Annotated in this window: 21 protein-coding genes; 15 read left to right on the top strand and 6 right to left on the bottom strand. The window is 63.3% G+C overall.

What is annotated here, in order from left to right; genetic code table 11:
* Positions 1-63: 63 nt before the first annotated feature.
* The 3 genes from L0F51_RS00875 (at position 64) to pncA (ending at position 2,504) form a co-directional block, all read left to right on the top strand.
* The gene (locus L0F51_RS00875; protein ID WP_234627527.1) at positions 64-906 is read left to right on the top strand and encodes a carbohydrate ABC transporter permease; all 843 of its coding nucleotides are present in this window, start codon (positions 64-66) and stop codon (positions 904-906) included.
* Positions 903-1,748, top strand: coding sequence for a carbohydrate ABC transporter permease (locus tag L0F51_RS00870; protein ID WP_234627526.1), 846 nt, complete (start codon positions 903-905; stop codon positions 1,746-1,748). Before L0F51_RS00875 ends, L0F51_RS00870 begins: the two co-directional genes overlap by 4 nt.
* 123 nt (positions 1,749-1,871) lie before the next feature.
* On the top strand, positions 1,872-2,504 hold the full coding sequence (gene pncA / locus L0F51_RS00865; RefSeq protein WP_234627525.1) for a bifunctional nicotinamidase/pyrazinamidase: 633 nt from the start codon (positions 1,872-1,874) through the stop codon (positions 2,502-2,504).
* Positions 2,505-2,536: 32 nt separating this feature from the next.
* On the opposite strand, the gene L0F51_RS00860 is transcribed toward pncA, so the two are convergent.
* Positions 2,537-3,019 (bottom strand): Lrp/AsnC family transcriptional regulator, encoded by a 483-nt coding sequence (locus L0F51_RS00860; RefSeq protein WP_234627524.1) that lies wholly within the window; start codon positions 3,017-3,019, stop codon positions 2,537-2,539.
* 131 nt (positions 3,020-3,150) lie between these two features.
* Here L0F51_RS00860 and ald point away from each other — a divergent pair, with 131 nt between their 5' ends.
* Complete coding sequence (ald, locus tag L0F51_RS00855) at positions 3,151-4,266, top strand: alanine dehydrogenase (protein WP_234627523.1); 1,116 nt, start codon at positions 3,151-3,153, stop codon at positions 4,264-4,266.
* A 198-nt stretch (positions 4,267-4,464) separates the two neighbouring features.
* Here the strand turns inward: ald and L0F51_RS00850 are convergent, their stop codons facing one another.
* Positions 4,465-4,698: a hypothetical protein gene (locus tag L0F51_RS00850; RefSeq protein ID WP_234627522.1), complete on the bottom strand. Its 234-nt coding sequence runs from the start codon at positions 4,696-4,698 to the stop codon at positions 4,465-4,467.
* Positions 4,699-5,439: 741 nt separating this feature from the next.
* Between L0F51_RS00850 and L0F51_RS00845 the strand changes: the two genes are divergently transcribed.
* Together L0F51_RS00845 and L0F51_RS00840 are read left to right on the top strand one after the other, a co-directional pair.
* Positions 5,440-8,013 carry a calcium-binding protein gene (locus L0F51_RS00845; protein WP_234627521.1) on the top strand — a complete coding sequence of 858 codons (2,574 nt, stop codon included), beginning with the start codon at positions 5,440-5,442 and terminating at the stop codon, positions 8,011-8,013.
* 473 nt (positions 8,014-8,486) lie between these two features.
* Positions 8,487-11,219, top strand: a complete 2,733-nt coding sequence (locus L0F51_RS00840) for a calcium-binding protein (RefSeq protein WP_234627520.1) — start codon at positions 8,487-8,489, stop codon at positions 11,217-11,219.
* A 120-nt stretch (positions 11,220-11,339) separates the two neighbouring features.
* Here the strand turns inward: L0F51_RS00840 and L0F51_RS00835 are convergent, their stop codons facing one another.
* The gene (locus L0F51_RS00835; protein ID WP_234627519.1) at positions 11,340-13,121 is read right to left on the bottom strand and encodes a M10 family metallopeptidase C-terminal domain-containing protein; all 1,782 of its coding nucleotides are present in this window, start codon (positions 13,119-13,121) and stop codon (positions 11,340-11,342) included.
* Between the two features lie 317 nt (positions 13,122-13,438).
* On the opposite strand from L0F51_RS00835, the gene L0F51_RS00830 reads away from it, so the two are divergent.
* From L0F51_RS00830 to L0F51_RS00820, 3 genes are read left to right on the top strand one after another with little or no spacing between them, the layout of a single operon-like run.
* Positions 13,439-14,485, top strand: coding sequence for an ABC transporter substrate-binding protein (locus L0F51_RS00830; protein WP_234627518.1), 1,047 nt, complete (start codon positions 13,439-13,441; stop codon positions 14,483-14,485).
* Between the two features lie 7 nt (positions 14,486-14,492).
* Positions 14,493-15,746, top strand: a complete 1,254-nt coding sequence (locus L0F51_RS00825) for an ABC transporter permease (RefSeq protein ID WP_234627517.1) — start codon at positions 14,493-14,495, stop codon at positions 15,744-15,746.
* Positions 15,743-16,561, top strand: a complete 819-nt coding sequence (locus L0F51_RS00820) for an ABC transporter permease (RefSeq protein ID WP_234627516.1) — start codon at positions 15,743-15,745, stop codon at positions 16,559-16,561. The genes L0F51_RS00825 and L0F51_RS00820 overlap by 4 nt, the downstream gene beginning before the upstream one ends.
* A gap of 57 nt (positions 16,562-16,618) precedes the next feature.
* Here L0F51_RS00820 and L0F51_RS00815 read toward each other — a convergent pair whose 3' ends face one another.
* From L0F51_RS00815 to L0F51_RS00805, 3 genes are read right to left on the bottom strand one after another with little or no spacing between them, the layout of a single operon-like run.
* Complete coding sequence (locus L0F51_RS00815) at positions 16,619-18,247, bottom strand: 5-guanidino-2-oxopentanoate decarboxylase (RefSeq protein WP_370642281.1); 1,629 nt, start codon at positions 18,245-18,247, stop codon at positions 16,619-16,621.
* On the bottom strand, positions 18,244-19,443 hold the full coding sequence (locus tag L0F51_RS00810; RefSeq protein ID WP_234627515.1) for a pyridoxal phosphate-dependent aminotransferase: 1,200 nt from the start codon (positions 19,441-19,443) through the stop codon (positions 18,244-18,246). Before L0F51_RS00810 ends, L0F51_RS00815 begins: the two co-directional genes overlap by 4 nt.
* A 44-nt stretch (positions 19,444-19,487) precedes the next feature.
* Positions 19,488-20,117: a TetR family transcriptional regulator C-terminal domain-containing protein gene (locus L0F51_RS00805; protein ID WP_234629287.1), complete on the bottom strand. Its 630-nt coding sequence runs from the start codon at positions 20,115-20,117 to the stop codon at positions 19,488-19,490.
* A 447-nt stretch (positions 20,118-20,564) separates the two neighbouring features.
* On the opposite strand from L0F51_RS00805, the gene L0F51_RS00800 reads away from it, so the two are divergent.
* From L0F51_RS00800 to L0F51_RS00775, 6 genes are all read left to right on the top strand, one after another.
* Positions 20,565-21,302, top strand: coding sequence for an ATP-binding cassette domain-containing protein (locus L0F51_RS00800; protein ID WP_234629286.1), 738 nt, complete (start codon positions 20,565-20,567; stop codon positions 21,300-21,302).
* Between the two features lie 60 nt (positions 21,303-21,362).
* On the top strand, positions 21,363-22,136 hold the full coding sequence (locus L0F51_RS00795) for a transporter substrate-binding domain-containing protein (RefSeq protein WP_234627514.1): 774 nt from the start codon (positions 21,363-21,365) through the stop codon (positions 22,134-22,136).
* Between the two features lie 166 nt (positions 22,137-22,302).
* Positions 22,303-23,016 carry an ABC transporter permease gene (locus L0F51_RS00790; RefSeq protein WP_234627513.1) on the top strand — a complete coding sequence of 238 codons (714 nt, stop codon included), beginning with the start codon at positions 22,303-22,305 and terminating at the stop codon, positions 23,014-23,016.
* A gap of 29 nt (positions 23,017-23,045) precedes the next feature.
* Positions 23,046-23,858, top strand: a complete 813-nt coding sequence (locus tag L0F51_RS00785; RefSeq protein WP_234629285.1) for an ABC transporter permease — start codon at positions 23,046-23,048, stop codon at positions 23,856-23,858.
* On the top strand, positions 23,859-25,028 hold the full coding sequence (locus L0F51_RS00780) for a M20 aminoacylase family protein (RefSeq protein WP_234627512.1): 1,170 nt from the start codon (positions 23,859-23,861) through the stop codon (positions 25,026-25,028).
* Positions 25,029-25,055: 27 nt separating this feature from the next.
* Entirely contained in the window at positions 25,056-26,501 is a 1,446-nt protein-coding gene (locus L0F51_RS00775; protein ID WP_234627511.1) for an aldehyde dehydrogenase family protein, read from the top strand.
* Positions 26,502-26,546 lie beyond the last annotated feature (45 nt).

Below are 26,546 nucleotides of genomic sequence, written 5' to 3'. Positions count from 1 at the left end.
GGCCTTCCTTCGATGCGCTCATCCCTATCGTATCATTCCAGGCAGCGTCTGACTGCCTGGCTCATGATCGCGCCTCTCGCGGTCGGTGTCCTGATCATCGTCGGATGGCCGTTCCTCGACACGATATGGATGAGTTTCACCTCGGCACAGCTGACCCAGTACACAGGCGACTGGGTCGGCCTCGACAATTACATCCGAGCCTTCCGCTCGCCGCAGGTTCGCGGCGCGCTTGCGACGACAATCTTCTTCGTCGCCCTCACCGTTTCGCTGGAACTCGTTCTCGGCGTCTTGGTGGCTTTGCTGCTTGATCAGCCGCTTTACGGCAGGCGTTTCTTTCGCGCGCTCCTGATCCTCCCCTGGGCGCTGCCGACAGTGGTGAACGCCATGTCGTGGCGGCTGATCTACAATCCCGATTTCGGCGGCCTCAACGCGGTTCTGACGCAGATCGGCCTCCTCGATTCCTATCAGAGCTGGCTCGGCTCGCCCGCGACCGCGATCTACGCCATCGCCGTCGCCGACATCTGGAAGACGGTGCCGCTCGTGGCGATGATCACGCTCGCCGCCCTTCAGGGCGTGCCGCGCGAACAGCTGGAAGCCGCCCATATCGATGGCGCCTCGCCATGGTCGCGCTTCAAGACCGTCACCATGCCGGCGATCGTCGGACCGTTGATGGTCGCGGCCGTCCTTCGAACCATCGAGGGCGTCAAGGTCTTCGATATCGTCTGGGTGATGACTCGGGGTGGCCCCGCCAACAGCACCAAGACCATGAGCATTCAGGTCTACCAGGAAGCCTTTTCGAATTTCCGGGCCGGATCCGGCGCCTCGCAAGGCCTGTTGATCGTGCTCGTCAGCCTCATCCTCATCAACGTCTACGTGGCGCTCCTGCGCCGCCAGGGGGCACAATGAAACAACCTCTTGCCCTCCGCGTCGTCCTGCATGCTCTGGCGATCCTCGTCGCCGTCATCATCCTGGCGCCGATCCTCTGGCTCCTCCTCGTCAGCGTCAGCACGACGACGCATCTGACGACCCTCCCCTTCGAGTGGATTCCCGAGAATCTGAATTTCGACAATTACGCCAAGCTCACGACGCTCGAGCCCAACAGCCGCGGCGAGATGTTCCTCTACGCCATGCGCAATACGGCCCTCGTCGCCTTCGGCGCGACAGCGATCGCGCTTTGCGCGGCGGTCCCTGCGGCCTGGTCCTTCTCCCGCTCCAAGGGCGGGCAGAGCAACCTTCTCTATGTCGTCGTCGCGACCTACATGCTGCCGCCGGTCGCTCTCATCGTTCCGCTCTTCGCCTTTTTGAACGGCCTCGGCCTCTTGAACACCAAGACCGGGCTGATGCTGGTCGATTGCTCCATCGTCCTGCCCTTCACCACCTGGCTTCTGAAGAGCAATTTCGACAACATCTCGCATGAGATCGAAGAAGCCGCCTTCGTCGACGGGGCCAGCATGCTGACGGTCCTGCGCAGCGTCACGCTGCCGATGGCAAAGCCGGCGCTCGCGACCGTCGTGCTCTTTTCCATCCTCCTCGTCTGGGACGAATTCTTCTACGCCTTCATCCTGACCAACGACGACCGCAGCCAGACGCTCACCGTGGCGATCGCCAATCTCGCCAGCGGCCGCGTCTCCGATTACGGCCTGCTCGCAACCGCCGGCATTCTGACGGCGCTGCCGCCGCTCATCATCGGCATTCTCCTGCAGCGCGCGCTCGTCTCCGGGCTGGCACAGGGCGGCGTGAAGGGCTGAGGCGACGAACTTCAGGGGACGCATTTCTCCTTTGCGTCCCCCGTCTCTCCCACGCACCTGACACTCAGGCCTTGCGTTCGCCCGGCGCCGCGCCACAGTGAAGGCAGGAACGGAGACAGCAACATGGGCGATTTCAGCATCGGGGCACAGGACCTGCTCCTCGTCATCGACGTCCAGAACGATTTCTGTCCGGGAGGCGCGCTCGCCGTGCCCGATGGCGACGCGGTCGTGCCGGTCATCAACGCGCTGATGCCACGTTTTCAGCATGTCGTGCTGACCCAGGACTGGCATCCGGCGGGGCACCAGTCTTTCGCCAGCGCGCATCCCGGAAGCGACCCGTTCCAGACTTTTTCTGCCGAGTACGGCGAACAGGTTCTGTGGCCTGAGCATTGCGTGCAGGGAAGCGCCGGCGCGGCGTTCCACCCCAAGCTCGATACGGTGCCGGCCGAGCTCATCCTGCGCAAAGGCTTTCGCCCCGGCATCGATTCCTATTCCGCCTTCTACGAAAACGACCGGACGACGGAGACCGGTCTTGCGGGCTATCTGCGCGAGCGCGGCTTCGCCCGCCTGTTTCTCACAGGCCTCGCCACCGATTTCTGCGTCGCCTGGTCGGCGCTCGATGCCCGCCGGGAAGGCTTTACGGCCGTGCTCGTGGAAGATGCGTGCCGGGCGATCGATCTCGACGGTTCACTGGACAAGGCGCGCGCCGAAATGGCTGCGGCCGGTGTGAGCTTCGTCACCTCGGAGGCAATCTAGCCCCAACGCGGCGGCAGGCCTATCGGCGCCGTTCAATCGTCGCCGTCCAGGAAATCGGAGAAACGCACTGGCCGGTCGACCACCTCCCGCAGCGCGAAGGACGAGTTCAGCCGCGCGACATGCGGGAAGGCCGACAGCACCGTCTTGTGAAGGCGCTCGAAATCCTGGAGATCGCGCGCCGCAACACGCAGAAGATAATCGTACTCCCCCGACATCAGAAAACAGAACAGCACGTTCGGGCAGCGCCGCGCCGCGGCTTCGAACTCCGACAGATGCCGTTCGCTCTGGCCGGAAAGCGCGATATTGACGAGAACCGTGACGGGCCGCCCGAGATGGCGGTGCGACAGGCGGGCGTGGTAGCCCTTGATGGCGCCCTCTTTCTCCAGACGGTCAAGACGCCGCGAGCATGCCGAGGGCGACAGCCCGACGCGCTCCGCCAGTGCCGTGTTGGAGAGCCGCCCCTCTCGCTCCAGCGCCCGCATGATGGCAAGATCAAAATGATCAACCTCGTACATGTGTGGATGATTGCGCGGATTGAGCCTCTTCTGCAAGATATTTGCATCGCGGGCTGACTGCCTGCCCCTTTCTGCAAAGACATTGCGCATCTGCTGCGCTTTCTTTTCCTTCCCACCAAGAGGAGAGAACAATGCGTGTTGGATGTCCCAAGGAAATCAAGAACCACGAATATCGCGTCGGCCTGACACCGGCGGCGGCGCGCGAATACGTGGCGCATGGCCATCAGGTGATGATCGAAAGCGGCGCCGGCGCCGGCATCGATGCCTCCGATGAAGATTATGCGGCGGTCGGAGCGTCGATTGCTGCCACGGCCGAAGAGGTTTTCGCCGCAGCCGAGATGATCGTGAAGGTGAAGGAGCCACAGCCCAGCGAGTGGGCGCAGCTCAAAGAAGGCCAGATCCTCTACACCTACCTGCACCTTGCTCCGGATCCGAAGCAGACGGAAGGGCTCATCGCCTCCGGCGTCACCGGCGTCGCCTACGAGACGGTGACCGACGCCCATGGCGGGTTGCCGCTGCTTGCGCCGATGTCGGAGGTCGCCGGCCGCCTCTCCGTCCAGGCCGGCGCTCGCGCGCTCGAGAAAGCCTGCGGCGGGCGGGGCGTGCTTCTCGGCGGCGTCGCAGGCGTTGCCTCCGGGCGCGTCGCCATCATCGGCGGTGGCGTCGTCGGCAAGCAGGCCGCGAAGATGGCACTCGGCCTTGGGGCCGACGTCACCATTCTCGACCGCTCCATCCCGCGCCTGCGCGATCTCGACGACCTGTTCGAGGGTCGGGTGAAGACCGCCTTCTCCACGCCGACGGCCGTCGAAGAGGCCGTTTTCGCAGCCGATCTCGTCATCGGTGCCGTCCTCATTCCGGGCGCGACGACGCCGAAACTCGTCACGCGCGAGATGCTGTCGGGCATGAAGAAGGGAGCGGTTCTCGTCGACGTCGCCATCGACCAGGGAGGCTGTTTCGAGACCTCGCATGCCACCACCCATGCGGAGCCGACCTTCGAGGTGGAAGGGATCGTGCATTACTGCGTCGCCAACATGCCGGGCGCCGTTCCGATCACCTCGACCAATGCCTTGAACAACGCCACCCTGCCCTTCGGCCTGGCGCTCGCCGACCGCGGCCTTGCGGCATTGACCGCCGATCCGCATCTTCTCGCCGGCCTCAACGTGCATCGCGGCAAGGTCACCAATCGGGCCGTTGCGGAAGCACTCGGCAAGCCGTTCATCGATGCGGCTGAAGCTCTGAAAGCCTGAGGCTCTCCGCCGCCAGCCGGTTTTGGGTGGCTTCCCGCGTTCTTGAAACCTCTCGGCGAAAAACCTTCAGATCGGGCGCGAGAGCCTTCTCGCGCCTTTTCGTGTCTGGTCGCCGTTTTCAGGCGCGGCGACCGGCTTCGGCCAGCCTTTGGGGAAACAATCCTCCGTTCGGGATCGATCTTTCGATCCGTATGGCGATCAATGCGGACGCGGCCGGCTCATTTTGACGGCGATGCGCGCGCTCACCGCAGCTTCCGAAAGTGCACTGGCGATATCATCGGCGCTCAAGCCGCTGTGCGGCCAGATGCGGTCGATCCGTTCGGCCTGACTGCCAGTATCGACGCAAATGCCGCTCTCGATCGCTTCGGCGACCACCCGGCGGATTTCCTCGAACACGGCGCTTCGGGCCGGATTGTAGGCGTCATCCAGCATCTTTCCTGAACCTTTTCATATTCCTGCAGGCGGCCCCGACAGCCCCGGCAGACGGCGAAGAATTCCGCGATCGTCCCCGGGACGGCACTAAAGCAGGTTAGTGCGAGGCCGCGGACGCCGAATATCCAGGCGACAATGGCGAGAAAGCGGTGACGGGAAAAATCACCGGGGACGTCCGTCCCCCACCGCCTGGAAGGTCGACCACAGACAGGAATGACGGTCCTCGACGGGACATCGAGCACGCCGGGCGGAGCGGCCTCGTCTCAAAACCCGTCTCACGACGCTCTCCTGCAACCCGTCGTCGAAGGCAAAAAAAAATCGGGTCGCGCTCGCCGAACCGCTTTTGCGGTTCCGCAAGGTCCTCGCCACCCCGGCCGCAACGACCTCCGCGTGCATCGCTTTTTTCGCCGCAAATTGGCATTGCTCTTAATTGAACTCTTATGCTTACCATTAATCCTTCGTTAGGGATTTTCCTGACGCCGGTCAGGCGAATCCCCAGAGCGTTGAGTATGGGGGATTACGAAGATGGCTGACGACTACACGGTCTTTATCGGCGACCACGGCTACGAGAGCATTCAAGACGCAATAAATAGCGCCGCTAGCGGCGACACGATCACCGTACATAGCGGGACTTATGATGTTAACCTCAACATCGATAGGGATATTACACTAAAAGCTGCAGGTGACGGACCAACAATACTTACATCTCAATCCGGAAATGTGATTACAATCGCGGACGACGTGTCCCAGACGGTCGCGATTGAAGGGTTCAAGATCGAAGGTCAGGGGACTGCGGCTCGCGGCATCCTCTTTAAGGACGACCTAGATGGCGACAGCGATCTCGATCTTCAGATCAGCAACGTCGACATTTCCGGCTTCAAGGCACAGGGGATTTTGGTCAACGGCGGGGGCGAAAACCTGAACGTCGAAATTTCAGGTTCGAACTTCTCCGACAATGGAACGACCAACGGCGGGCACGGCGACATCGTTCTGTTCGAGTTCACGGGCGACGCGAACCTCACAGATGTCGACATCAGCGCAACCGATGGGGCCACCACGGGAGGCCGAAACGCCCTGCAGATCGCCGGCTTCGACGACAGCGGCAATCATGACGTCTCCTCTCCGATCGGCCACGTCACCCTCGACAATGTCAGCGTGACGGGCGCGTTCGAGAAATCCCAGATCATGATCCAGGGCTACAACGACGTGTCCGGCCTCTCCATGCCGGACGTCACGCTCAATGGCTCCTCCAACTGGGGAGAATTGCTGTTCGTCGATCCGATGGGCGACGCCGGCTCGGGCGGCACCGGCGATTATACGAAAGGCCCCGATGACATCGGCCTCGATCTCTCGGGCGTTACGATCAACAACCAGAACTCGGATGCGTTCGACGCCCTGGTGCGGGGTACGGAATCAAACGATTCACTGACCGGCACGACGGGTGACGATGTGCTCAATGCGCCGGACGAAGACGCGCCCACCTACACGGATTATGGCGGTGACGACACGCTGAACGGCCTCGGCGGTGACGATACGCTCATCGGAGGCGGAGGCGATGACAAACTCCTCGGCGGCTCTGGCAACGACGTGGCCCTCTTCGGCGGAAACCGCGACGATTATACGATCACCCAGAACAAAAACGGCAGCTACACGGTCACCGACACAAATGACGCCGATGGCAACGATGGGACCGACACGCTGACGGGGGTCGAAGGACTTCGGTTCGGCAGCGACACGATCACTTACGAGCTCGATGCCAACAGCCCGGATTATGCGCACAGCAAGGTCCTCTTCAACGAAGACTTCCAAGACAGCAAGGCGACCGACACGTTCCTTGTGAACGGAGACACGTCTAACGGCGTTATTTCCGTGGCTTACGACGGACGCGACACATATGGCGTCTTCCAAGAGGCATCGGACGGTTCCTCCGCCTACACCAAGCTCGGGGGCTACAGCAGCGACTTCGGCGACGGCTACACGGTCTCAAGCAAGATCTACCTCGACACGACCTGGGAGGCCGGCGACGGGTTCGAAGTCTCGGTCGCGGCCAACGGGCAGGACGGCGCGCACCAGCGCGATTTCGTCTTCCACGTCACGCAGGACACGAGCACGGGCGCGCTTCTCGTTGGCGCGAACAACAATGCGCGCTTTGGCCAGGATGAGAACCTGGAACTGCAAAACCACGCCACAATCGGCACGTCGGGCTGGTATACGTTCGACTGGAACTTCTACGAGAACGAGGACGGCAACCTCGAAGTCGCGATGAACGTCTACGATGAAGCCGGCGATTTCGTCTTCTCCGAAGTTCGCAGCTCAACAGCGGATTCAATCGACACTGAGGTCGGCGGCAATCGCTATCTCTGGTTCACCGATATCTCGGTCGACGGCGGCCTGAAGGTCGATGACGTGACGCTCACGGTGCCGGATTCCGGCGGCGGTAGCGGCGGTGGCGATGATGGCGACACCGGCGGCGGCAGCACGGGCGGCGAGGAAGACGACACGCTCACGGGCACCGACGGCGCCGACACCATGTCGGGCGGCGGCGGCAATGACGAGATCGAAGGCGGCGGCGGCAACGACACGCTGTTCTCCGGCGAAGGCAACGACACGGTCGATGGCGGCGACGGCGACGATATGGTCTTCGGCGGCGCGGGCGACGACGTCGTCACCGGCGGGGCCGGCAACGATCAGGCCTATGGCGGCACGGGCAACGACGATATCGACGGCGGCGACGGAGACGATTTCCTCGGCGGCGGCGAAGGCAACGACACGATCATCGGCGGGGCCGGCAACGACGTTCTCTTCGGCGGCAAGCCTGGCCTCGGCAGCGATGCCAATGACGCCTTCTATGCCGGCGACGGAGACGATCAGGGCTATGCCGGCGACGGCGACGACATCGCGACCGGCGGCGCTGGCGACGACACGGTCGGCGGCGGCAGCGGCAACGACACGGTCGGCGGCGGCGACGGCAACGACCTCCTCTACGGGGGTGCCGGCGACGACATGCTCTATGGCGGGGCCGATGCCGACACGATCTATGGCGGAAGCGGCAACGACCAGATCTATTTCGGCGACAATGACGGCGCGGCGGACATCTATGCCTCCGTGGCCGACAACGGCACCGATGTGGTCTTCGGCTTCGAGAACGGCACCGACCATCTCGACGTTCGGGCGAACGGCTTCACCTCGTTTGCCGAGCTGACGATCGGAGAAGATGGCGAAGGCAACGCCACGATCGATCTCGGCGGCGGCAATATCCTGACGCTCAACGGCGTCGCAGCCTCCGAGCTCGACGCCTCCGACTTCCTCTTCTGAGGATTTGGGACAACGCCGGGGCGGCCGCGCGCCGCCCCAATCCCCCGGCCGGTCGCCCAAAGCGGCCGGCCTTTTCGGGTCAGAGCAGGATGGATCGGCTTTCCTCTCGGCTTTTCAAGTCGCGGCCAGGCAGCGGGGCGACACATCTTTCGACCCCTCACCAGGATGCAGGCTTCCTCGTCCGGCCCCACCTCCATCCGGCACATTTTTGTTAACGAAGAACACCGCGTTACCCTGCAGCAGAACGTCGCAAGAGGATTTTTCTTTCCACGCTCTCGCACCGCAACAATCGCGGGTTTCTGCGGACTCACTCCAGAGCATCGCGGCCACCCCACTGCTTTCGTTAACTTTGCGGCTCAAACTCTCATTGCCATTAATTCAAACCCCATGCTTACCATTAATCCTTCGTTAGGGATTTTCCCGACGGGCGGTCAGGCGAATTCCTGGGGCGTTGAGTATGGGGGATTACCAAAATGGCAGCGACCATCACGGTCTACGACGACAACAATCAGGTCGTCGGTGAGACCTACACCAGCCTCGAAGCGGCGGTGAATGCGTGCAGCGACGGCTATCGCATCGAGCTCAGCGAAGGCACGGTGTCGACCGAGGACAGCAGTAACGCGAACGGCCAGCTCACAATCGACGTCGACATCACCATCACGGGGGCGGGTGTCGGCAAGACAGTGATCGTGCCCACGGCGAATACGGGATCAAGCGGCGACGCGCGGGCGATGATCCTCGTCAAAGAGGGTGCCGCGGTCGACATCAGCGACGTCACCGTCGATGGCGAAGGACACCAGGTCTACGAGGCGATCCGCACGCACGGCGATCTCGACGTAACCGACAGTGCCTTCGAGGACATCCACTATTCGACTTACCTCGGCACCGCCGTTGCGGCGCGTGGTGCGGATGCCGTCCTCGATGTCAGCGATTCCACCTTCACCAATATCGGCCGCATCGGCGCTTATTACGGCGAAGAGGCGACCGGCAGCTTTGAAGGCAATACCTATACCGGCAAGGGTGACGTCGACGGTCTCGACTACGGCGTCGAAGTGGAAAGCGGCGCGAACGCCTCGATCACGGATAACAGTTTCACGAAGATCACCGGGGTGGCCTCGACCGACCAATCCGGATCGGCAGCCATTCTTGTCACAACCTATTTCGGCGACGGCTCTGAAGCCACGATTACCGGAAATAGCTTCGAGGGGTTCAGCCTCGGCGTCGCCGTCGGTTACCTCGACAACGACACGAGCAAGGTGACTTTCGGTGCCGGCAACACCTTCACCGGCGTGTCGGAATCGGCCGTCCAAATCGTCGGCAACGGCGAGATCCAAAATATTTCTGCAATCAGCGGCGACGGAGCAACGGTCTACTGGGAGGCCGGCGATGAGGCCAACAAACTGACAGGATCTGACCTTTCCGACACACTCTCCGGCGGTGCGGGCGACGACAAACTCGTGGGCGGTTCAGGCGACGACGTGGCCCTCTTCAGCGGGGACCGCGACGATTACACGATCACGCAAAACAAAAACAGCAGCTACACGGTCACCGATACAACCGATGGTGACGGCAACGACGGGGCCGACACGCTGACGGGCATTGAAGGCATCCAGTTCGGCAATGACAAGATCATTTATGAGCTAGACGCCAATAGCCCTAACTATGCCAACAGCAAAGTTATCTTCCAGGAAGACTTTCAAGACAGCAAGGCAACGGATTCTTTTCTTGTGAACGGCGACACCTCTACAGGGGTTATTTCCGTTGCTTACAGCGACGGCGATTCCTATGGGCTCTTCGCCGAGGCGGCGGACGGTTCCTCCGCCTACACAAAACTCGGCGGTTACAGCAGCGACTTCGGAGACGGCTACACGGTCTCCGCCAAGATCTACCTCGACCCGAATTGGGACACAGGCGACGGGTTTGACGTGTCGGTCGCGGCCAACGGTCAGGACGGTGCTCACCAGCGCGATTTCATCTTCCACGTCACAAAGGATGAGGACACGGGTACGCTACTCGTCGGCGCGGACAACAACTCGAGCTTCAAACCGAAAGACAACCTTGAGCTGCAAAACCACGCCACAATCGGCACGTCGGGCTGGTATACGTTCGACTGGAACTTCTACGAGAACGAGGACGGCAACCTCGAAGTCGCGATGAACGTCTACGATGAAGCCGGCGATTTCGTCTTCTCCGAAGTTCGCAGCTCAACGGCGGACTCGATCGACACTGAGGTCGGCGGCAATCGCTATCTCTGGTTCACCGATATCTCGGTCGACGGCGGCCTGAAGGTCGATGACGTGACGCTCACGGTGCCGGATTCCGGCGGCGGTAGCGGCGGTGGCGATGATGGCGACACCGGCGGCGGCAGCACGGGCGGCGAGGAAGACGACACGCTCACGGGCACCGACGGCGCCGACACCATGTCGGGCGGCGGCGGCAATGACGAGATCGAAGGCGGCGGCGGCAACGACACGCTGTTCTCCGGCGAAGGCAACGACACGGTCGATGGCGGCGACGGCGACGATATGGTCTTCGGCGGCGCGGGCGACGACGTCGTCACCGGCGGGGCCGGCAACGATCAGGCCTATGGCGGCACGGGCAACGACGATATCGACGGCGGCGACGGAGACGATTTCCTCGGCGGCGGCGAAGGCAACGACACGATCATCGGCGGGGCCGGCAACGACGTTCTCTTCGGCGGCAAGCCTGGCCTCGGCAGCGATGCCAATGACGCCTTCTATGCCGGCGACGGAGACGATCAGGGCTATGCCGGCGACGGCGACGACATCGCGACCGGCGGCGCTGGCGACGACACGGTCGGCGGCGGCAGCGGCAACGACACGGTCGGCGGCGGCGACGGCAACGACCTCCTCTACGGGGGTGCCGGCGACGACATGCTCTATGGAGGGGCCGATGCCGACACGATCTATGGCGGCAGCGGCAACGACCAGATCTATTTCGGCGACAATGACGGCGCGGCGGACATCTATGCCTCCGTGGCCGACAACGGTACCGATGTGGTCTTCGGCTTCGAGAACGGCACCGACCATCTCGACGTTCGGGCGAACGGCTTCACCTCGTTTGCCGAGCTGACGATCGGAGAAGATGGCGAAGGCAACGCCACGATCGATCTCGGCGGCGGCAATATCCTGACGCTCAACGGCGTCGCAGCCTCCGAGCTCGACGCCTCCGACTTCCTCTTCTGAGGATTTGGGACAACGCCGGGGCGGCCGCGCGCCGCCCCAATCCCCCGGCCGGTCGCCCAAAGCGGCCGGCCTTTTCGGGTCAGGGCAGGATGGATCGGCCGACAATCCAAAAATGGATGGTCAGAAGACGAAACTCTCTTCGCTCAACATGGCGCGCGTCACGTCATCGAGCGTCACGCTCGCATCGGGCGCGAGCGTGATCACGAGCCCCGCCGCCGTATCGGCAAAATCGAGTTCAGCGAAACTCCCGGCATAAGCAGACACGTCGAGGACATCGGTGCCGACCTCAAACCCATCGATGGCGTCGTGGCCGTTGCCGGAGACAGCGGCATAGACATCGCGCTCGCCGTCGTCGCCGAAGATGAAGACGTCGTCGCCACCCGACCCGTAGACGAGGTCGCGCCCTGCCCCCACCGTCACGGTGTCGTTGCCGGCACCGCCGAAGAGCGTGTCATCGCCCGCGCCGCCGTCAATGATATCGTTGCCGCCGCCGGCGCCGATCTCGTCGTTGCCGGTCTGGCCATAAAGGCTGTCGTTGCCGCCCCCGCCCCAGATCACGTCGTCGCCGTCGCCGCCGTCGATGCGATCGCTGCCCGGCACGGCTCCGCCAAAAATCGTGTCGTTGCCGGCATTGCCGTTGACGATGTCGCTGCCGACGCCGGAGCCGATGAAATCGTTGCCGGCGCCTCCGTCGACCCGGTCGTCGCCGCCGCCGGAGAAAAGCTTGTCGTCGCCATCGCCACCATAAAGCGTGTCGTTGCTGGCGCCCCGCCCACCGAAGAGGAGATCGTCGCCGGAGAAGCCGGAGAGGATGTCGGATCCCCCGCCCCCGAGGAGCACGTTGTCGAGGCCGTTGCCGTTGATCACCTCATCGCCCGCACCGCCGGCGGCATTCTCGATCTCGGCGCCATAGGCGACCGCCAGATTGTTGCTCATGCCGCCAATCGACGACCAGGCACCTTCGCGCAGATCGATGACGGTGTTGTCGGCAAAGCCCGACACATTCAACGTATCGATGCCACCGCCGTCCCAGATCGTGACGATCGGCTCGGGATTGAGGGTGAAGTCGAAGACGGCGTCATAGGAACCGAGGCCCGAGGCGCCGAATCCATAGGTCGTGTCTCCGGCGCGTGTGGAATAATCGGCGCCGTAGAGGTCCTGGATGGCGAGGATGTCGTAGAGCATCGGCGTCTGGGCGTAATGCATGAGCCCATCGGCGCCGACATGGTCGGTGCCGCTGCCGTCCTCGTCGGCATCGAAATAGGACATGATGGTGAAGCGGCGCGTGTCTTCAGCGAATTCGGCGCCATCGGCATAGGTGACCGCCCCGCGGGCCGCATCATAGGTGCCAGGATGGCTCAACCCCAGCGAATGGCCGATCTCGTGGAGATAGGTGAGAAAGCCGTATTTGCCGTAGGTGATGTCGCTGTCGTCGTTGAGACTGCTCCAAAAGCTGTTCAGCCAGACATCAGCGCTGATGAAGGAATCATGGCCGGCACTGACACCGTCGAAGCGAAAGCTGTAGGAGGTGTAGGTGCCGTTGCCCGCGGTGGTCGAACTCTCGCCGATCGAGATGCCGCCCCCCGACGCGGTGCGCACGATATCGGGGGCGATGACATCGTCCCAGAGCGCAAAGGCCTGGTCGGCCATTGCCGCCTTGTAGGCGGAGAGAGGCTGGAAGCCTTCGGCCTCGCGGCCCCCGGATGCCGAAGAGAGGATGGTGTAGGTGATGGTGTCGCCCAGCCAGGAGATCGGGCTCGGCGAGGCTTCGTGCGTCCAGGAGGTCTGGAGCTGGTCGATAATGGTGGCAGTGCTGGTCGCTGATGCGACGCCTCCGCCCGTCCCGTTGCCTGCCGTTTCTGCCGTCGCGGCGAAACCCATCTCGTCGCTTGAAAAGAACATCGCGGCTCCCTCGCCAGTTGCGGGGGTTGCCTAACGACCGGGGCTTGAGTGGAGCTTGACCAGAAAGTTTGGATTTGAACGGCTAAAAAGTGCAGCGCAAAATCAGTGCGCGCTTTCGGGCTTGCTGCGTTTAGATGCACGCCTCATCGACCGGCGACCTGGAGCTTTCAGGAGCTGACGCGAGAGCAAAATTTATAGAAATTCGAAGAAGTTGCCTCTCTACGACTTCAAGCCCATTGCGAAAAGCCTTTTGTCTCGGCAACCATTGGTAGGAAGCGGTTAACGCTTCGAGCCAGAACAAGGCACAGGAGGGGAATATGAGGTCCAGAATCAAAGTCGCCGCGGCTTTGAGCGTCATCTTGATGGCCAGCAGCAGCATGGCGGCCGCGGAGCAGGTCACCGTCACCTCATGGGGCGGCGCCTATCAGGACGCTCAGCGTGAAGTGTATTTCAAGCCTTTCGAAGAGCAGACCGGCATCGATCTCGTCGAGGAGAGCTGGGACGGCGGCATCGGCGTGCTCCGCGCGCAGGTTGAAGGCGGCAACGCCACCTGGGACGTGGTGCAGGTGGAATCGGAAGAGCTGCAGCTCGGCTGCGACGAAGGGCTCTTCGAAGAGCTCGACTGGGACAAGATCGGCGGCAAGGATCGCTATATTGAAGCCGCCGTCAGCCCCTGCGGCGTGGGCGCGATCGTCTACAATTTCGTCCTCGGCTACGACAAGGACAAGATCTCGGATGCACCCGCCGGCTGGGAAGATTTCTTCGATCTCGACAAATACCCGGGCAAGCGCGCACTCCGGAACGGGCCGAAGACCAATCTCGAAATCGCGCTGATGGCCGACGGCGTGCCGCCTGCGGAAGTCTATGACGTGCTTGCCACAGACGAGGGCGTGGAGCGGGCGTTCAAGAAGCTCGACACGATCAAATCGGACCTCGTCTTCTGGGAGGCGGGTGCGCAGCCGCCGCAGCTTCTCGCCTCCGGCGAAGTCGCCCTCACCTCGATCTACAACGGCCGCGTCGACGCCGCCAACAAGGCGGACGGGCGCAATTTCGGCATCGTCTGGAACGAGAGCCTCTATACGCTCGATTCCTGGGTCATCCTCGCCGGCTCCAAGAACCTCGACGCCGCCTACAAATATCTCGACTTCGTCGGAGAGGCGGAAAATCAGGCCAAGCTGCCGATGAAGATCGCATACGGTGTCACCAATCCCGATGCGAGCGGCATGATCGCGCCGGAGCGCCTCAAGGAGCTGCCGACCGCGGACGAGAACATGAAGAATGCGCTCAAGATCTCGGATACCTTCTGGCTCGACAACATCGATCGGTTGACCGAGCGCTGGAGCCGCTGGGCCTCTACGAATTAGCGATCCAATGGCCGAGACAATGCTCGCGGGGCCGCGTCAAACGCGGTCCCTGAAGCGGGATCTGGCGCGCGCCGAACGCAAGCGCAAGCGCAACGCCTTCCTGCTCGTCCTGCCTCTCATCGTCTTCGTCCTCATCTTCTTCGTCGCGCCGATCGCCGGCATGCTGGAGCGGAGCGTCGTCGACACAGACCTCATGGAGACCTGGCCGAAGACGGCCGAGGCCGTGCGGGGCTATGATTGGGACAAAGACGCCGTGCCCGACGAGGCGGTCTTTTCGGCGCTCGCGCAGGACCTCATCCGCTCCTACGACGACCGCACCGCAGCGGCCGTTGCCCGGCGTCTCAATTACGATATTTCGGGTGGGCGTTCCCTGGTCATGGGAACGGCGAGAAAGATCGCGCGGCTCGATCAGCCACCTGCCTCCTGGCGCGACACGCTCATCGAGACAGAGCCAGGTTGGGGCCGCGCCGAAACCTGGGCTGCCGTGCGCCGTGCGGCAGGGCCCCTCACCGATTTCTTCCTCCTGCAGACGGTCGACCGCCAGCGCGACATCGACGGCTCGATCGTGCCGGTGCCGACGGAGCGCGCCGTCTATCTGCAGATCTATGCGCGCACTTTCGCCATCGCGCTCACCGTCACGCTTCTCTGCCTCATGATCGGCTTTCCGATTGCCTTCCTCCTGGCAGGGCTGCGGGAGAACCTCGCCAACCTTCTGATGATCCTGGTCCTTTTGCCGTTCTGGACGCCGCTTCTCGTGCGCACCGCGGCATGGGTCGTGGTCCTGCAGGAGCATGGCCTCGTCAACCAGATGCTGCAATTCCTGCATCTGACGAACGGGCCGATCCGCCTCGTCTACAACCGTTCCGGCGTCATCATCTCCATGACCCACGTGCTTCTGCCGTTCATGATCCTGCCGCTCTACGCGGTGATGCGCACGGTGCCGAAAGATTACATGCGTGCCGCCCGCTCGCTTGGCGCGCCGCCCTTCACGGCCTTCCGCCGCGTCTACATTCCGCAGGTGATGCCCGGGATCGCCGCCGGCTCGATCCTCGTCTTCATCATCGCGCTCGGCTATTACATCACACCGGCGCTCGTGGGCGGGGCTGCCGACCAGATGATCTCCTACTACATCGCCTTCTACACCACCGACACGGTGAACTGGGGGCTCGCCGCGGCGCTCGGCACCGGCCTCTTCGCCGCGACGCTCATCCTTTATGCGATCTACAGCCGTCTCGTCGGCGGCGTTCGGGGGGTGATGTGAGCGGCGCTGTCACCGGCACGGAAAAGGCGTGGCGTGTCGTCCTTTATGTGGTGGCGATCGGCGGCTTCTTCTTTCTCGTCGCGCCGATCCTCGCCATCGTGCCCCTCTCCTTCAACGACGGCCAGTTCCTCACCTATCCGCTGCGCGGGGTCTCCCTGCGGTGGTATGAGGACTTCTTCTTCTCCGGCACGTGGATGTCGTCGATCCGCAACAGCCTGATCATCGGCATCGTCGCCGCCACGATCGCCACCTTTCTCGGCACGCTTGCGGCCGCCGGGCTCTGGCTTGCGGATTTCCCGGGCAAGCGCTTCATCAGCGCCTTCCTGCTCGCTCCGATGATCGTGCCGATGGTGATCTATGCGGTCGGGCTCTACTTCTATTTCGCGCCCTTCGATCTGACGGCGACCTTCACCGGCCTCATCCTGGCTCATGCCGTTCTCGGCACGCCTTTCGTCGTCATCACGGTCACCGCGACGCTTTCCGGCTTCGACCGCACGCTCATCCGCGCGGGCCTCAGCCTCGGGGCCTCGCCGGTCCGCGTGGCCCGAAGCGTCGTCTTTCCGCTGATTGCGCCCGGCGTCATTTTCGGCGGGCTCTTCGCCTTCTCCGTTTCGCTCGAAGAGGTCATCACCGTGCTCTTCATCGGCGGGCCCAACCAGCGGACCCTGCCGCGCGAGATGTTCTCCGGCATCCGCGAAAACATCTCGCCGACGATCGCGGCGGCCGCCACCATCATGATCGTGCTCGCCGTGCTTCTCCTCCTCACCGCGGAGTTTTTGCGCCGGCGCTCCTCGCGGCTGCAGGCGAAAGGTTGAGTCGCGCTCAACAGGAACGAGCGTGCCCGAGCGAGCGGATCGCTCGGGCACTGCCCCTCACATGTCGAAAGGCATGCGCAGCTCGATAAGGGCCGCACGGCCGCTGTCGCGGGCACGCCGCAGCGATGCCGGCAGGTCTGAAAGCTTCGACGGGCGTTCGAAGACGAGGCCATAAGCCTTTGCGACGGAGTCAAAATCGGGCGGAGTCGGCTTCACCCCTTCCGGCGCGATGCCACGCTCGATCATGAACGTCTCGATCTCGCGGAAGCCGAAATTGTTCCAGACGATGAGGATGACGGGCGTTCCGGCATCGATGGCGGAGCCGAGCTCGGCGAGCGAGAATTGCAGACCACCGTCGCCCAGAAGCGCCACAACCGGCCGCTCAGGATCCGCAATCGCGGCGCCGATCGCGGCGGGTACGCCATAGCCGAGAGCGCCGAAGCCGGTTGCGGAATTGAACCAGCCTGCGGGCGTGTCGATGTCGCAATAAAGATTGCCGGCATAGACGGGCTGCGTGCTGTCGCCGACGAAAAGGGCGCCCGGCAACGTCTCGCGGATCACATCGAGGATCGCGACCTCTCCCCGATAGGCGTCTCCGATTTCTTCGAAGGCTGCCGCTCGGAGCCTGCGCGCCATGTCACGACCGCTTCGCTCGCCGCCGATCCTTGCCGCGCGGAGAGCACTGCAAAGCTCGACCGCGGTGGCGCGCGCATCTCCGAGAATCGCCATCTCGGCCTGCGGCCCTCGAGCGAGCTGACCCGCATCGATATCGACACGCACGAGCCCTTCGAGAGCGGGAAAGCCGCCGTCCTCATAGACGTCGAAATCCGTCGGTCCCATCTCGGAACCGAGCGCCAGGACCGCATCGCATTCGGCCAGGAAGGCGCGCACGGCTTTGAGGCTCGGGCTTGCCGGCACGCGCAAGGGGTGGCCGGCGAGAAGCCCGCGCGCATTCGCCGTCGTCACCACCGGCGCGTCGAGACGTTCCGCCAGCGCTGTCACGTCGTCGTTGGCGCGTTTTGCCCCTCCGCCCACGATGATTGCCGGCCGCCGCGCCTCGGACAAGAGACGCGCAGCCGCTTCAAGCTCGCCCCGCCCGGGATGCGGATGTGACGGCAGGGCCGACACGCGAGCCGGAAGCGCCGCAACCCTCTCCTGCATGACATCGACGGGAATCTCGATATGGACCGGTCCGGGCCGGCCGGAATTGAGGATCGCAAAAGCACGCGCCATGACGCCCGGAAGATCGGAGGCCGACAGAAGCGTGTGGGAGAAGAGCGCGAAGCTTGCCATCATCGCGCGCTGATCCGGCAATTCGTGCAATGCGCCGCGGCCATGGCCAAGCGACCCACGGCGGCCGACGCCGGAAATCACGAGCATCGGGACGGAATCGGCTCGGGCCTGCGCCATCGCCGTGATGGTATTTGTCAGGCCCGGCCCGGTGATGACGAGGCAGACGCCGGGCTTGCCGCTGACCCTGGCATAGCCGTCCGCCATGAAGCCTGCGCCCTGCTCGTGGCGCGGCGTCACGTGTCGGACCTTCGAGCCGGCAAGTCCGCGGTAGAGCTCGGCCGTATGGACACCGGGAATGCCGAAGACGACATCAACGTCGTACTTTTCGAGAAGCGCGATCAGCGCCTCGCCCGTGCTTGCTTCCATCGCGTCTTGCGTCATCCCAGCGTTCATGCCCAACCGCCTGCCCTTTTCGGTGCCACCGCATTCGCGGCAAAGCGGGCAATACGCGCACAGGCCTCTTCCATCCGCTCGTCGGGCACGGTCAGGCTCACACGCACGAAGCCGCGCGCTTCCTCGCCGAACGAGGCCCCCGGCATGACCGCCACACCTTCGCTCTCCAGGAGCCCCCAGGCAAAATCCTCGCCGGTCAGGCCGCTGTCGCGCACGTCGAGGAGGATGAACATGCCACCCTCCGGCATGATCGGGCGCGCACCGGCCGTATTCCCGAGGAAGGTCGTCACGAATTGCGCCCGGCGGTGATACGCCTCGCGCATCCGTGCTGCCGCGGGCGACGGGCGTGACAACGCATAGGCCGTCATATCGGCGATAAAGGGCTGGCCGCCGAAAAGCATCGTTTCGGAAACCGGCAGAAGCCGGGAGCAGAATTCCTGCGGCCCCACCGCCCAGCCGCTGCGAAAGCCCGGCGCGGCATGCGATTTGGAAATCGAGGCGACTGCGATGGTGCGCTCCGCGAGTTCGGGAATATCGAAAGGCGAGGCGAATGCGCCTTCGAAGACGAGCTCCTCATAGACCTCGTCAGAGACGATCCAGAGATCGTGGCGGCGGCAGACCTCGCCGATCGCTTTCAGCTCGTCGCGGCTCAGAACGGCACCCGTCGGATTGTGCGGCGAGTTGAGAAGGAGAACCCGGCAGCGCGGCGTGATCGCCTTTTCGAGATCCGCCGGGTCAAGGTGAAAGCGGTTGCGCGCATAAAGCGGCACGGAGCGCAGCTCAGCTCCATTTGCCCGGATAACCCCTTCGTAGGTCGCGTAGAGCGGATCGGCGACAAGGACCTCGTCACCCGTTTCGACGAGCCCGGTCATCACCGCGAAGAGCGCCGTCTGGGTACCCGGAAAGCACAGAACGTTTTCCGACGTGACCGTACGTCCGGACCTTCTTGTGTATTTCTCTGCCAGGACGTCGAGGAGCGCCGGATCGCCACGCCCGGCCGAATAGCGTGTGCGGCCGGCATGCATGGCACGGCTGCATTCGTCCAAGAGCTCCTTCTCCGGCGGGATGTCAGGCTCGCCAATCGTCAACTCCAGAACCTCGGCACCTTCTGCCGCCATGGCCCGAGCGCGGAAGTGGACGGCCCATTTGCCCGAGCCGAGATCGGCGAGCCGCTCCGTGATGGAGGCGTAGCGCATGTCGTTTCTACCTTCTGGTTGAAGTTAAGGCTGACTTGTTGGTGTCATGACTGAGCGAGGCTGAGGCCCAGGAGAGCCTCGACGGCTTCGACACCGGCAGCGACCAATTCGTCATCGGCGAACATGTCTTCCGCCAGGCAGCGCTCGACCCAAAGCCCATCGATGACGGCATTGATCTGGATCGCGAGGCGCACACGCTCCGCGGTCTCCGCTTCGCGTCCGATTTCGGCGAACAAGGAGGCAATGAGGTCCTCCAGCTCGCGGCGAAACTGCAGATAGCCGGCCCGGTGAATTGCCGCCATGGCGGGATCGACATGGATGAGACTGATGAACGTCGCCCAGAGCGACAAGGCGCGCGGATCGGCGACCGGGGGCGTCAAATTGGCGGCAATGAAGTGGCGCAGCCGGCTTTTCGCGTCGCCCTCGGTGTCGGCGACCGCGGCTTTCGCGGCTTCCGTCATCCCCTCCATGACGGATTGATAGGCCGCTTCGATCAGCTGGGTCTTGCCGGAGAAATAATGCCGGATGAGGCCATTGGTGACGCCGGCGCGGGCTGCGACCTCGCGCACGGTGATCCCCTTGAGGCCCTTCTCGGCGATGAGATCGAGCGTCGCCTGGATCAAGGCATGGCGCCGTTCGTCCTGCGTCCCACGCCTGAAGCTTCGCCGGGTCATGGGGCCCGACCGCTTGCCGGAAGGCTCCGAGACCTCGCCACCGACGGGCGCGCTATCGCCGTCACGAGCCGCCCCATCCTGGGTGAAGAGCGCAATTTTATCCGTCCGGTACATGTCGATTTCGGCGAATCCACCGCCGCCCGTTTGGCCATGAGCACATTTATGCACTTGCATAACTATCGTGCAAGTGTATCAATTCGGCCCTCGGCTTCGGTCGCGACACACTCCGATCTCTCACGAAAGGAATGGACCAATCACTGGCTTCTCGAACGCGTTCATATGGGCCTCGCGGCGGTTTCGGCATTTGACGCCGCCCCGGTTTGAAGATCTGATCCCCGCCTCGAATGCGGCTTGGGGAACAGGCCAGTGATCCAGGAACAAGAGCCAGCAGCGGCCACGACTGCGCCGCCGTCCGCGGAGCGCTCCGAGGTCGTTCGGGTCGAAAACCTGCACAAATCCTTCGGCAGCCTCGAAGTTCTGAAGGGGATTTCGTTCACGGCCCACGAAGGCGACGTGATCGCCATCATCGGCGGCTCGGGATCGGGAAAATCGACGCTTCTTCGCTGCATCAACATGCTGGAGCACCCGACCGCAGGCAGCGTCAGCGTGCACGGCGAAACCATCGCCATGAAGAGCAACGGCGACGGCGGCCTCATGCCCGCCGACCGGCGCCAGGTGCAGCGCATCCGTACGCGTCTCGCCATGGTCTTCCAGAGCTTCAATCTCTGGCAGCACATGACGCTTCTCGGCAACGTCATCGAAGTGCCCGTCCACGTTCTCGGCGTCCCCAGAGGCGAAGCCGTGGAGCGAGCCCGCACTCTCCTCGATCGCGTTGGTCTGAGCGACAAGGAAGACGTCTATCCGGCCTTTCTCTCCGGTGGTCAGCAGCAGCGTGCCGCGATCGCGCGCGCGCTCGCCATTCAGCCGGAGGTGATGCTTTTCGACGAACCCACTTCAGCGCTCGATCCGGAGCTCGTCGGCGAAGTTCTGTCCGTCATTCGCGACCTCGCACATGAGCGCCGCACGATGGTCCTCGTCACTCACGAGATGAGCTTCGCGCGTGAGGTGGCCAATCACATCATCTTTCTTGCCGACGGCGAGATCGAAGAAGAAGGCCCGCCGGAAGCCATCTTCGACAATCCAAAATCTGAGCGTCTGCAAAAGTTCATCGGATCAATTCAATAGCGGCAATGTGCCGGCGCTTCACGCCGGCCGTCATCGCATCAAGCAAGAAGGGAACTCCTCATGCACCGTATTCTCACACGCCTCGCCGCAGCCGCGGCCGTCGTCGTCCTCGGAGCGGGCGCGGCCAGCGCCGAGACCAAGGTCGGCATCGCGGCCGAACCCTATCCGCCATTCACGGTTCCGGATGCCGCCGGCAATTGGTCCGGATGGGAGATCGAAATCATGGATGCGCTGTGCGAGGAGGCAAAGCTCGATTGCACCATCGTGCCGACAGCGTGGGACGGCATCATTCCGGCCCTCACCTCGGGCAAGATCGACATGATCATCGGCTCCATGTCGATCACCGAAGAACGTCTCAAGGTGATCGATTTCAGCGACAAGTACTACAACACACCGACGGCCATCATCGGCCTCAAGGATGTCGAGATCGAGCCGACGAATGAAAGCCTGTCTGGCAAGCTTCTCGGCGTGCAGCGCTCGACCATCCATGAGAACTACGTCCACAAGCATTTTCCCGATGCCGAAGTGAAAACCTACCAGACACAGGACGAGGCCAACCAGGATCTCGTGGCCGGCCGCCTCGATGCTGTGCAGGCAGATTCCCTCGCACTCGCAACCTTCCTGGAATCCGATTCCGGCAAGGCGTGCTGCGACATGAAGGGCGAAGTTGAGCCCGACGAGGAAATTCTCGGACCGGGTGTTGGCGTCGGACTCCGCAAGGGTGACACCGAGCTCAAGGAGAAGCTCAACAAGGCGATTGCCGCGATCCGCGAGAACGGCACCTACGAGAAGATCTCCGAGAAATACTTCGACTTCGACATCTACGGAAAGTGAGCGGCTCGCTCGCAGCTTGGGGAGCGGGCAACCGCCCCTCCCCTTTTCCGCCCGGCTTCTGTCCACGCAGGTCGCTCGGCGCCTGAAAAGGCACGCCGCTTGCTAGAAGCCAGGTGCGGTCACGCGGCCGCGCCAGCATCAATGCGCCACGTCCAACCGTAATGTAATGGGTCCTTTAGAACTTCTTGCTTTTTCTCCGCCCGGCTGGGGCGGCGTCCTCTTGCGCGCTCTCCTGACCTCGCTCGAAGTTGCTGCCGGCGGCTATCTTGTGGGGCTTCTGATCGGCGTCGGTGGCGCTTTCGGAAAGCTCTACGGCGGGCCGATCCTGCGCGATCTCCTCGAGGCCTACACGACGATTATCCGCGCCGTTCCCGAGCTCGTCCTCATCGTCCTCGTCTATTACGCCGGCACCGACCTCTTGAACCGTCTGATGGCAGCGCTTGGCTATGCGCGCCTCGACGTCTCGGGCATGGCGGCCGGCATCGCCGTCATCGGCCTCGTCCAGGGCGCCTACTCGACGGAGGTGCTCCGTGGTGCCATCAAGGCCGTACCGGCCGGCCAGATCGAGACCGCGCGCGCTTACGGCATGCCGCCGTTTCTCCTCATGCGCCGCATCACTCTGCCCGCCATGCTTCCGCACGCCATTCCGGGACTTGCCAATCTCTGGCTGATCGCCACCAAAGACACGGCCCTTCTCGCCGTCGTCGGCTTTACGGAACTCACGCTCGCGACGCGGCAGGCCGGCGGGGCAACGCGGGAATACATGCTCTTCTTCTGCGCCGCGGGGCTCCTCTATCTGATGGTGAGCCTCGTCTCCAATGTCGTCATCGCCCTCATCGAGCGTCGGGCAAGGCGCGGCATGCCGGGTTTCTCCTCATGAGGGAAGACAATGCCGAAGCCGTGCATGCCATGGCCGACCTCATCGACCCGCAGAAGGACAGAGAGGCGAAAAGCGAAAACTGGCTGAAGCCGCACCGCATCGTGCTGCTGCTTCTGGCAGCACTCATGGTCGCCCTCATGGCGTTCAATATGCGCTGGGACTGGCTGCCGCTCTATTGGCCGGAAATGCTGGGCGGATTGGGGGTGACGCTCGCCCTTCTCGTCGGCAGCAGCATCCTCGGCTTCGCGATGGCGGTGCCTCTCGGCCTCGCACAAGTCTCGGGGCCTGCACCCTTGGCTTGGGCGGCCCGTGGTTTCTGCACCGTGATCCGCGGCACGCCTCTGCTCTTGCAGCTCTGGCTTCTCTATTATGGGCTCGGCTCGCTGTTTCCCCAGATCCCGTGGATCCGCGGCTCCTTCATCTGGCCTTATCTGCGCGAGGCGTGGCCCTACGCGCTCGCCTCGCTCACCATCTCCTTTGCGGGTTATGAGGGCGAGGTGATGCGCGGGGCGCTTGCCGGCGTACCGAAAGGTGAGCTCGAAGCCGCCCGCGCTTACGGTATGAGCCGCTTCACCGTGCTACGCCGCATCTGGCTGCCGCGCGCGATCCAGCGCGCTTTGCCGACCTTGAACGGCGAGATCGTGCTGCAATTGAAAGCGACGCCGCTTGTGGCGACGATCACCGTCATCGACCTTTATGCGGTCATCAGCGACGTGCGCCAGGACACCTACATCATCTACGAGCCACTTCTCTTTCTGGCTTTCATCTATCTCTGCCTGACCGGCCTCCTCGTCGCGGGCTTCCGCCATCTCGAAAACCGAATCCCCACCCGAGGAGTGTGAATGGGTATCGCCCCTGACCTCAGCAACGATCTGCCCGACATCGTCGCCATGCGGCATGAGCTGCATCGTCACCCTGAGCTCGGCCTCGAAGAGGAATGGACGTCCGCCTACGTGGCCGAAAAACTCCAGGCTCTCGGCTACGAGGTGCATCGCGGGCTTGCGAAGACGGGCGTCGTCGCGACCCTGAAGAACGGCACAGGCAAGCGCGCGGTCGGCCTTCGCGCCGATTTCGACGCCCTACCGATCCAGGAAAAGACCGGCCTTCCCTATCAGAGCGAGATTGCCGATCGCATGCACGCCTGTGGCCATGACGGCCACACCGCCATGCTTCTCGGCGCGGCGAAGCGGCTCGCGGAGCGAAAAAACTTCGACGGCACCGTGCATCTCATCTTCCAGCCGGCGGAGGAGAATTTCGGCGGCGCCAAGATGATGGTCGACGAAGGTCTCTTTGAGCTCTTTCCCTGCGACGCCGTCTTTGCACTTCATAACGAGCCGCAGCTTCCGTTCGGACAGTTCGCGCTCAGAGACGGGCCGATCATGGCGGCCGTCGACGAGGCTCGGATCGTCGTCACAGGCCGCGGGGGCCATGGGGCACATCCCGAGGACACGATCGATCCGATCGTTGCCGCCTCTTCTATCGTCATGGCCCTGCAGACGATCGTCGCCCGCAACACGCATCCGATCGATCCCGCCGTCGTCACGGTCGGCTCCATCCACGGCGGCTCGGCGAGCAACATCATCCCTGAGAGCGTGGAACTCGTCATCGGCGTCCGCTCTTTCGACGATGCGACGCGCGACCTTCTGGAAGAGAAGATCCGCCTGATCGCGACGCGCCAGGCGGAGAGTTTTGGCGCGCGCGCAGAGGTCGACTATCTCCGAAGCTACGACGCCACCATCAACGATCCGGCGGAAACGGACTTCCTCCGCGCCCAGGCGATCCGTTTCGCGGGTGCCGAGAATGTCACCGACCTCGCCCGTCCGTTTATGGGCTCGGAGGACTTTGCCTATATGTTGAAGGCTTGTCCGGGCAGCTATTTCTTTCTGGGGACCGGGCGCGGGCCGGATGATCCGCCGCTGCATCACCCGTCCTTCGACTTCAACGATGATATTCTGGCGACCGGCGTCGCCTTCTGGACGGAATTCGCCGAAGCCTTTCTGAGCCGGGCCTGAGCACGAGCGCACACCGACGAGATCTCAATGCCGAAAAAGACCGATTTCTACATCAACGGCAGCTGGGTGGGCCCGGCCGAGCCGAACCCGTTTCCCGTCATCGACCCGGCGACCGAAAGTGAGATTGCCGAGATCTCGCTCGGGAGTTCCGCCGATATCGGCAAGGCCGTGGCGGCGGCGCGGGCCGCCTTTCCGACCTGGAGCGCGACAGACGTCACCGAACGCATCGCCGTGATCGAACGGCTCCTGACGATCTACCGGGCTGGCGCCGAGGAGATGGCCAAGGCGATCAGCACCGAAATGGGTGCGCCGATGTCGTTCTCACGCGACGAACAGGTCGGCGCCGGCGACTGGCACATCGAAGGGTTTCTCAAAGCCATCCACGAGATCGAATGGGAGCGGCCGCTGCGCGCCGATGCACCGAGCGAACGCATCATCAAGGAGCCGATCGGCGTTTGCGGGCTCATCACGCCGTGGAACTGGCCGATGAACCAGGTGACGCTCAAGGTCGTGCCCGCGCTTCTCACCGGTTGCACGGTGGTGTTGAAGCCGTCGGAAATAGCCCCCCTCTCCTCGCTCCTCTTCGCCGAAATGATCGACGCCGCAGGCGTGCCGCCTGGCGTCTTCAATCTCGTCAATGGAGACGGGCCGGGCGTCGGCGCGGCGCTGTCGGCGCATCCCGATGTCGACATGATGTCGTTCACAGGATCGACGCGCGCCGGCACCGCCGTCACCAAGGCCGCCGCCGACACGGTCAAGCGTGTGACGCTGGAACTCGGCGGAAAGTCGCCGAACATTCTCTTTTCCGATTGCGATCTCGCATCACAGGTCGAGGGCGGCGTCCGCTTCTGTATGGAAAACACCGGCCAGTCCTGCAACGCGCCGACACGCATGCTCATCGAAGCCTCGGTCTACGAGGATGCGATCGCGATCGCCAAGGAGACGGCGGAGAAGGTCGCCGTCGGCGATCCGCATGAGGAGGGCGACCATATCGGCCCGCTCGTCTCGCAGACCCAGTTCGACAAGGTACAGGATCTGATCGGGGCCGGCATTGCGGAAGGCGCGCGTCTCGTCACTGGCGGGACGGGCCGGCCGGCCGGCTTCAATCGCGGCTATTATGCCCGACCGACCGTCTTTGCCGATGTCAGGCCCGAGATGCGCATCTGGCGCGAGGAAATCTTCGGACCGGTGCTTGCGATGACGCCGTTCAAGGACGAGGCGGAGGCGATCCGCCTTGCCAACGACACGCCCTACGGCCTCGCCGCCTATCTCAGCACCCAGGACACGGAGCGCGCCCGCCACGTCGCGCTGCAGCTGCGGGCAGGCATGGTGCGCGTCAACCGTGCCCCCTTCGCACAGGGCAGCCCCTTCGGGGGCTACAAGCAATCCGGCAACGGCCGCGAAGGCGGAATCTTCGGTCTGGACGATTTTCTCGAGATCAAGACGGTCGCGTTTGGCGACATGCTGTCTTGAGGCCACTGTATTGAATCAGTCTCCGGCCGCAGCCCTTTTGCGACT

This window comes from Afifella sp. H1R, from assembly GCF_021462425.1.
GTDB lineage: Bacteria > Pseudomonadota > Alphaproteobacteria > Rhizobiales > Afifellaceae > Afifella > Afifella aestuarii.
Note: the sequence above shows the minus strand (reverse complement) of the source record. Positions and strands in the feature narration are given on the sequence as shown.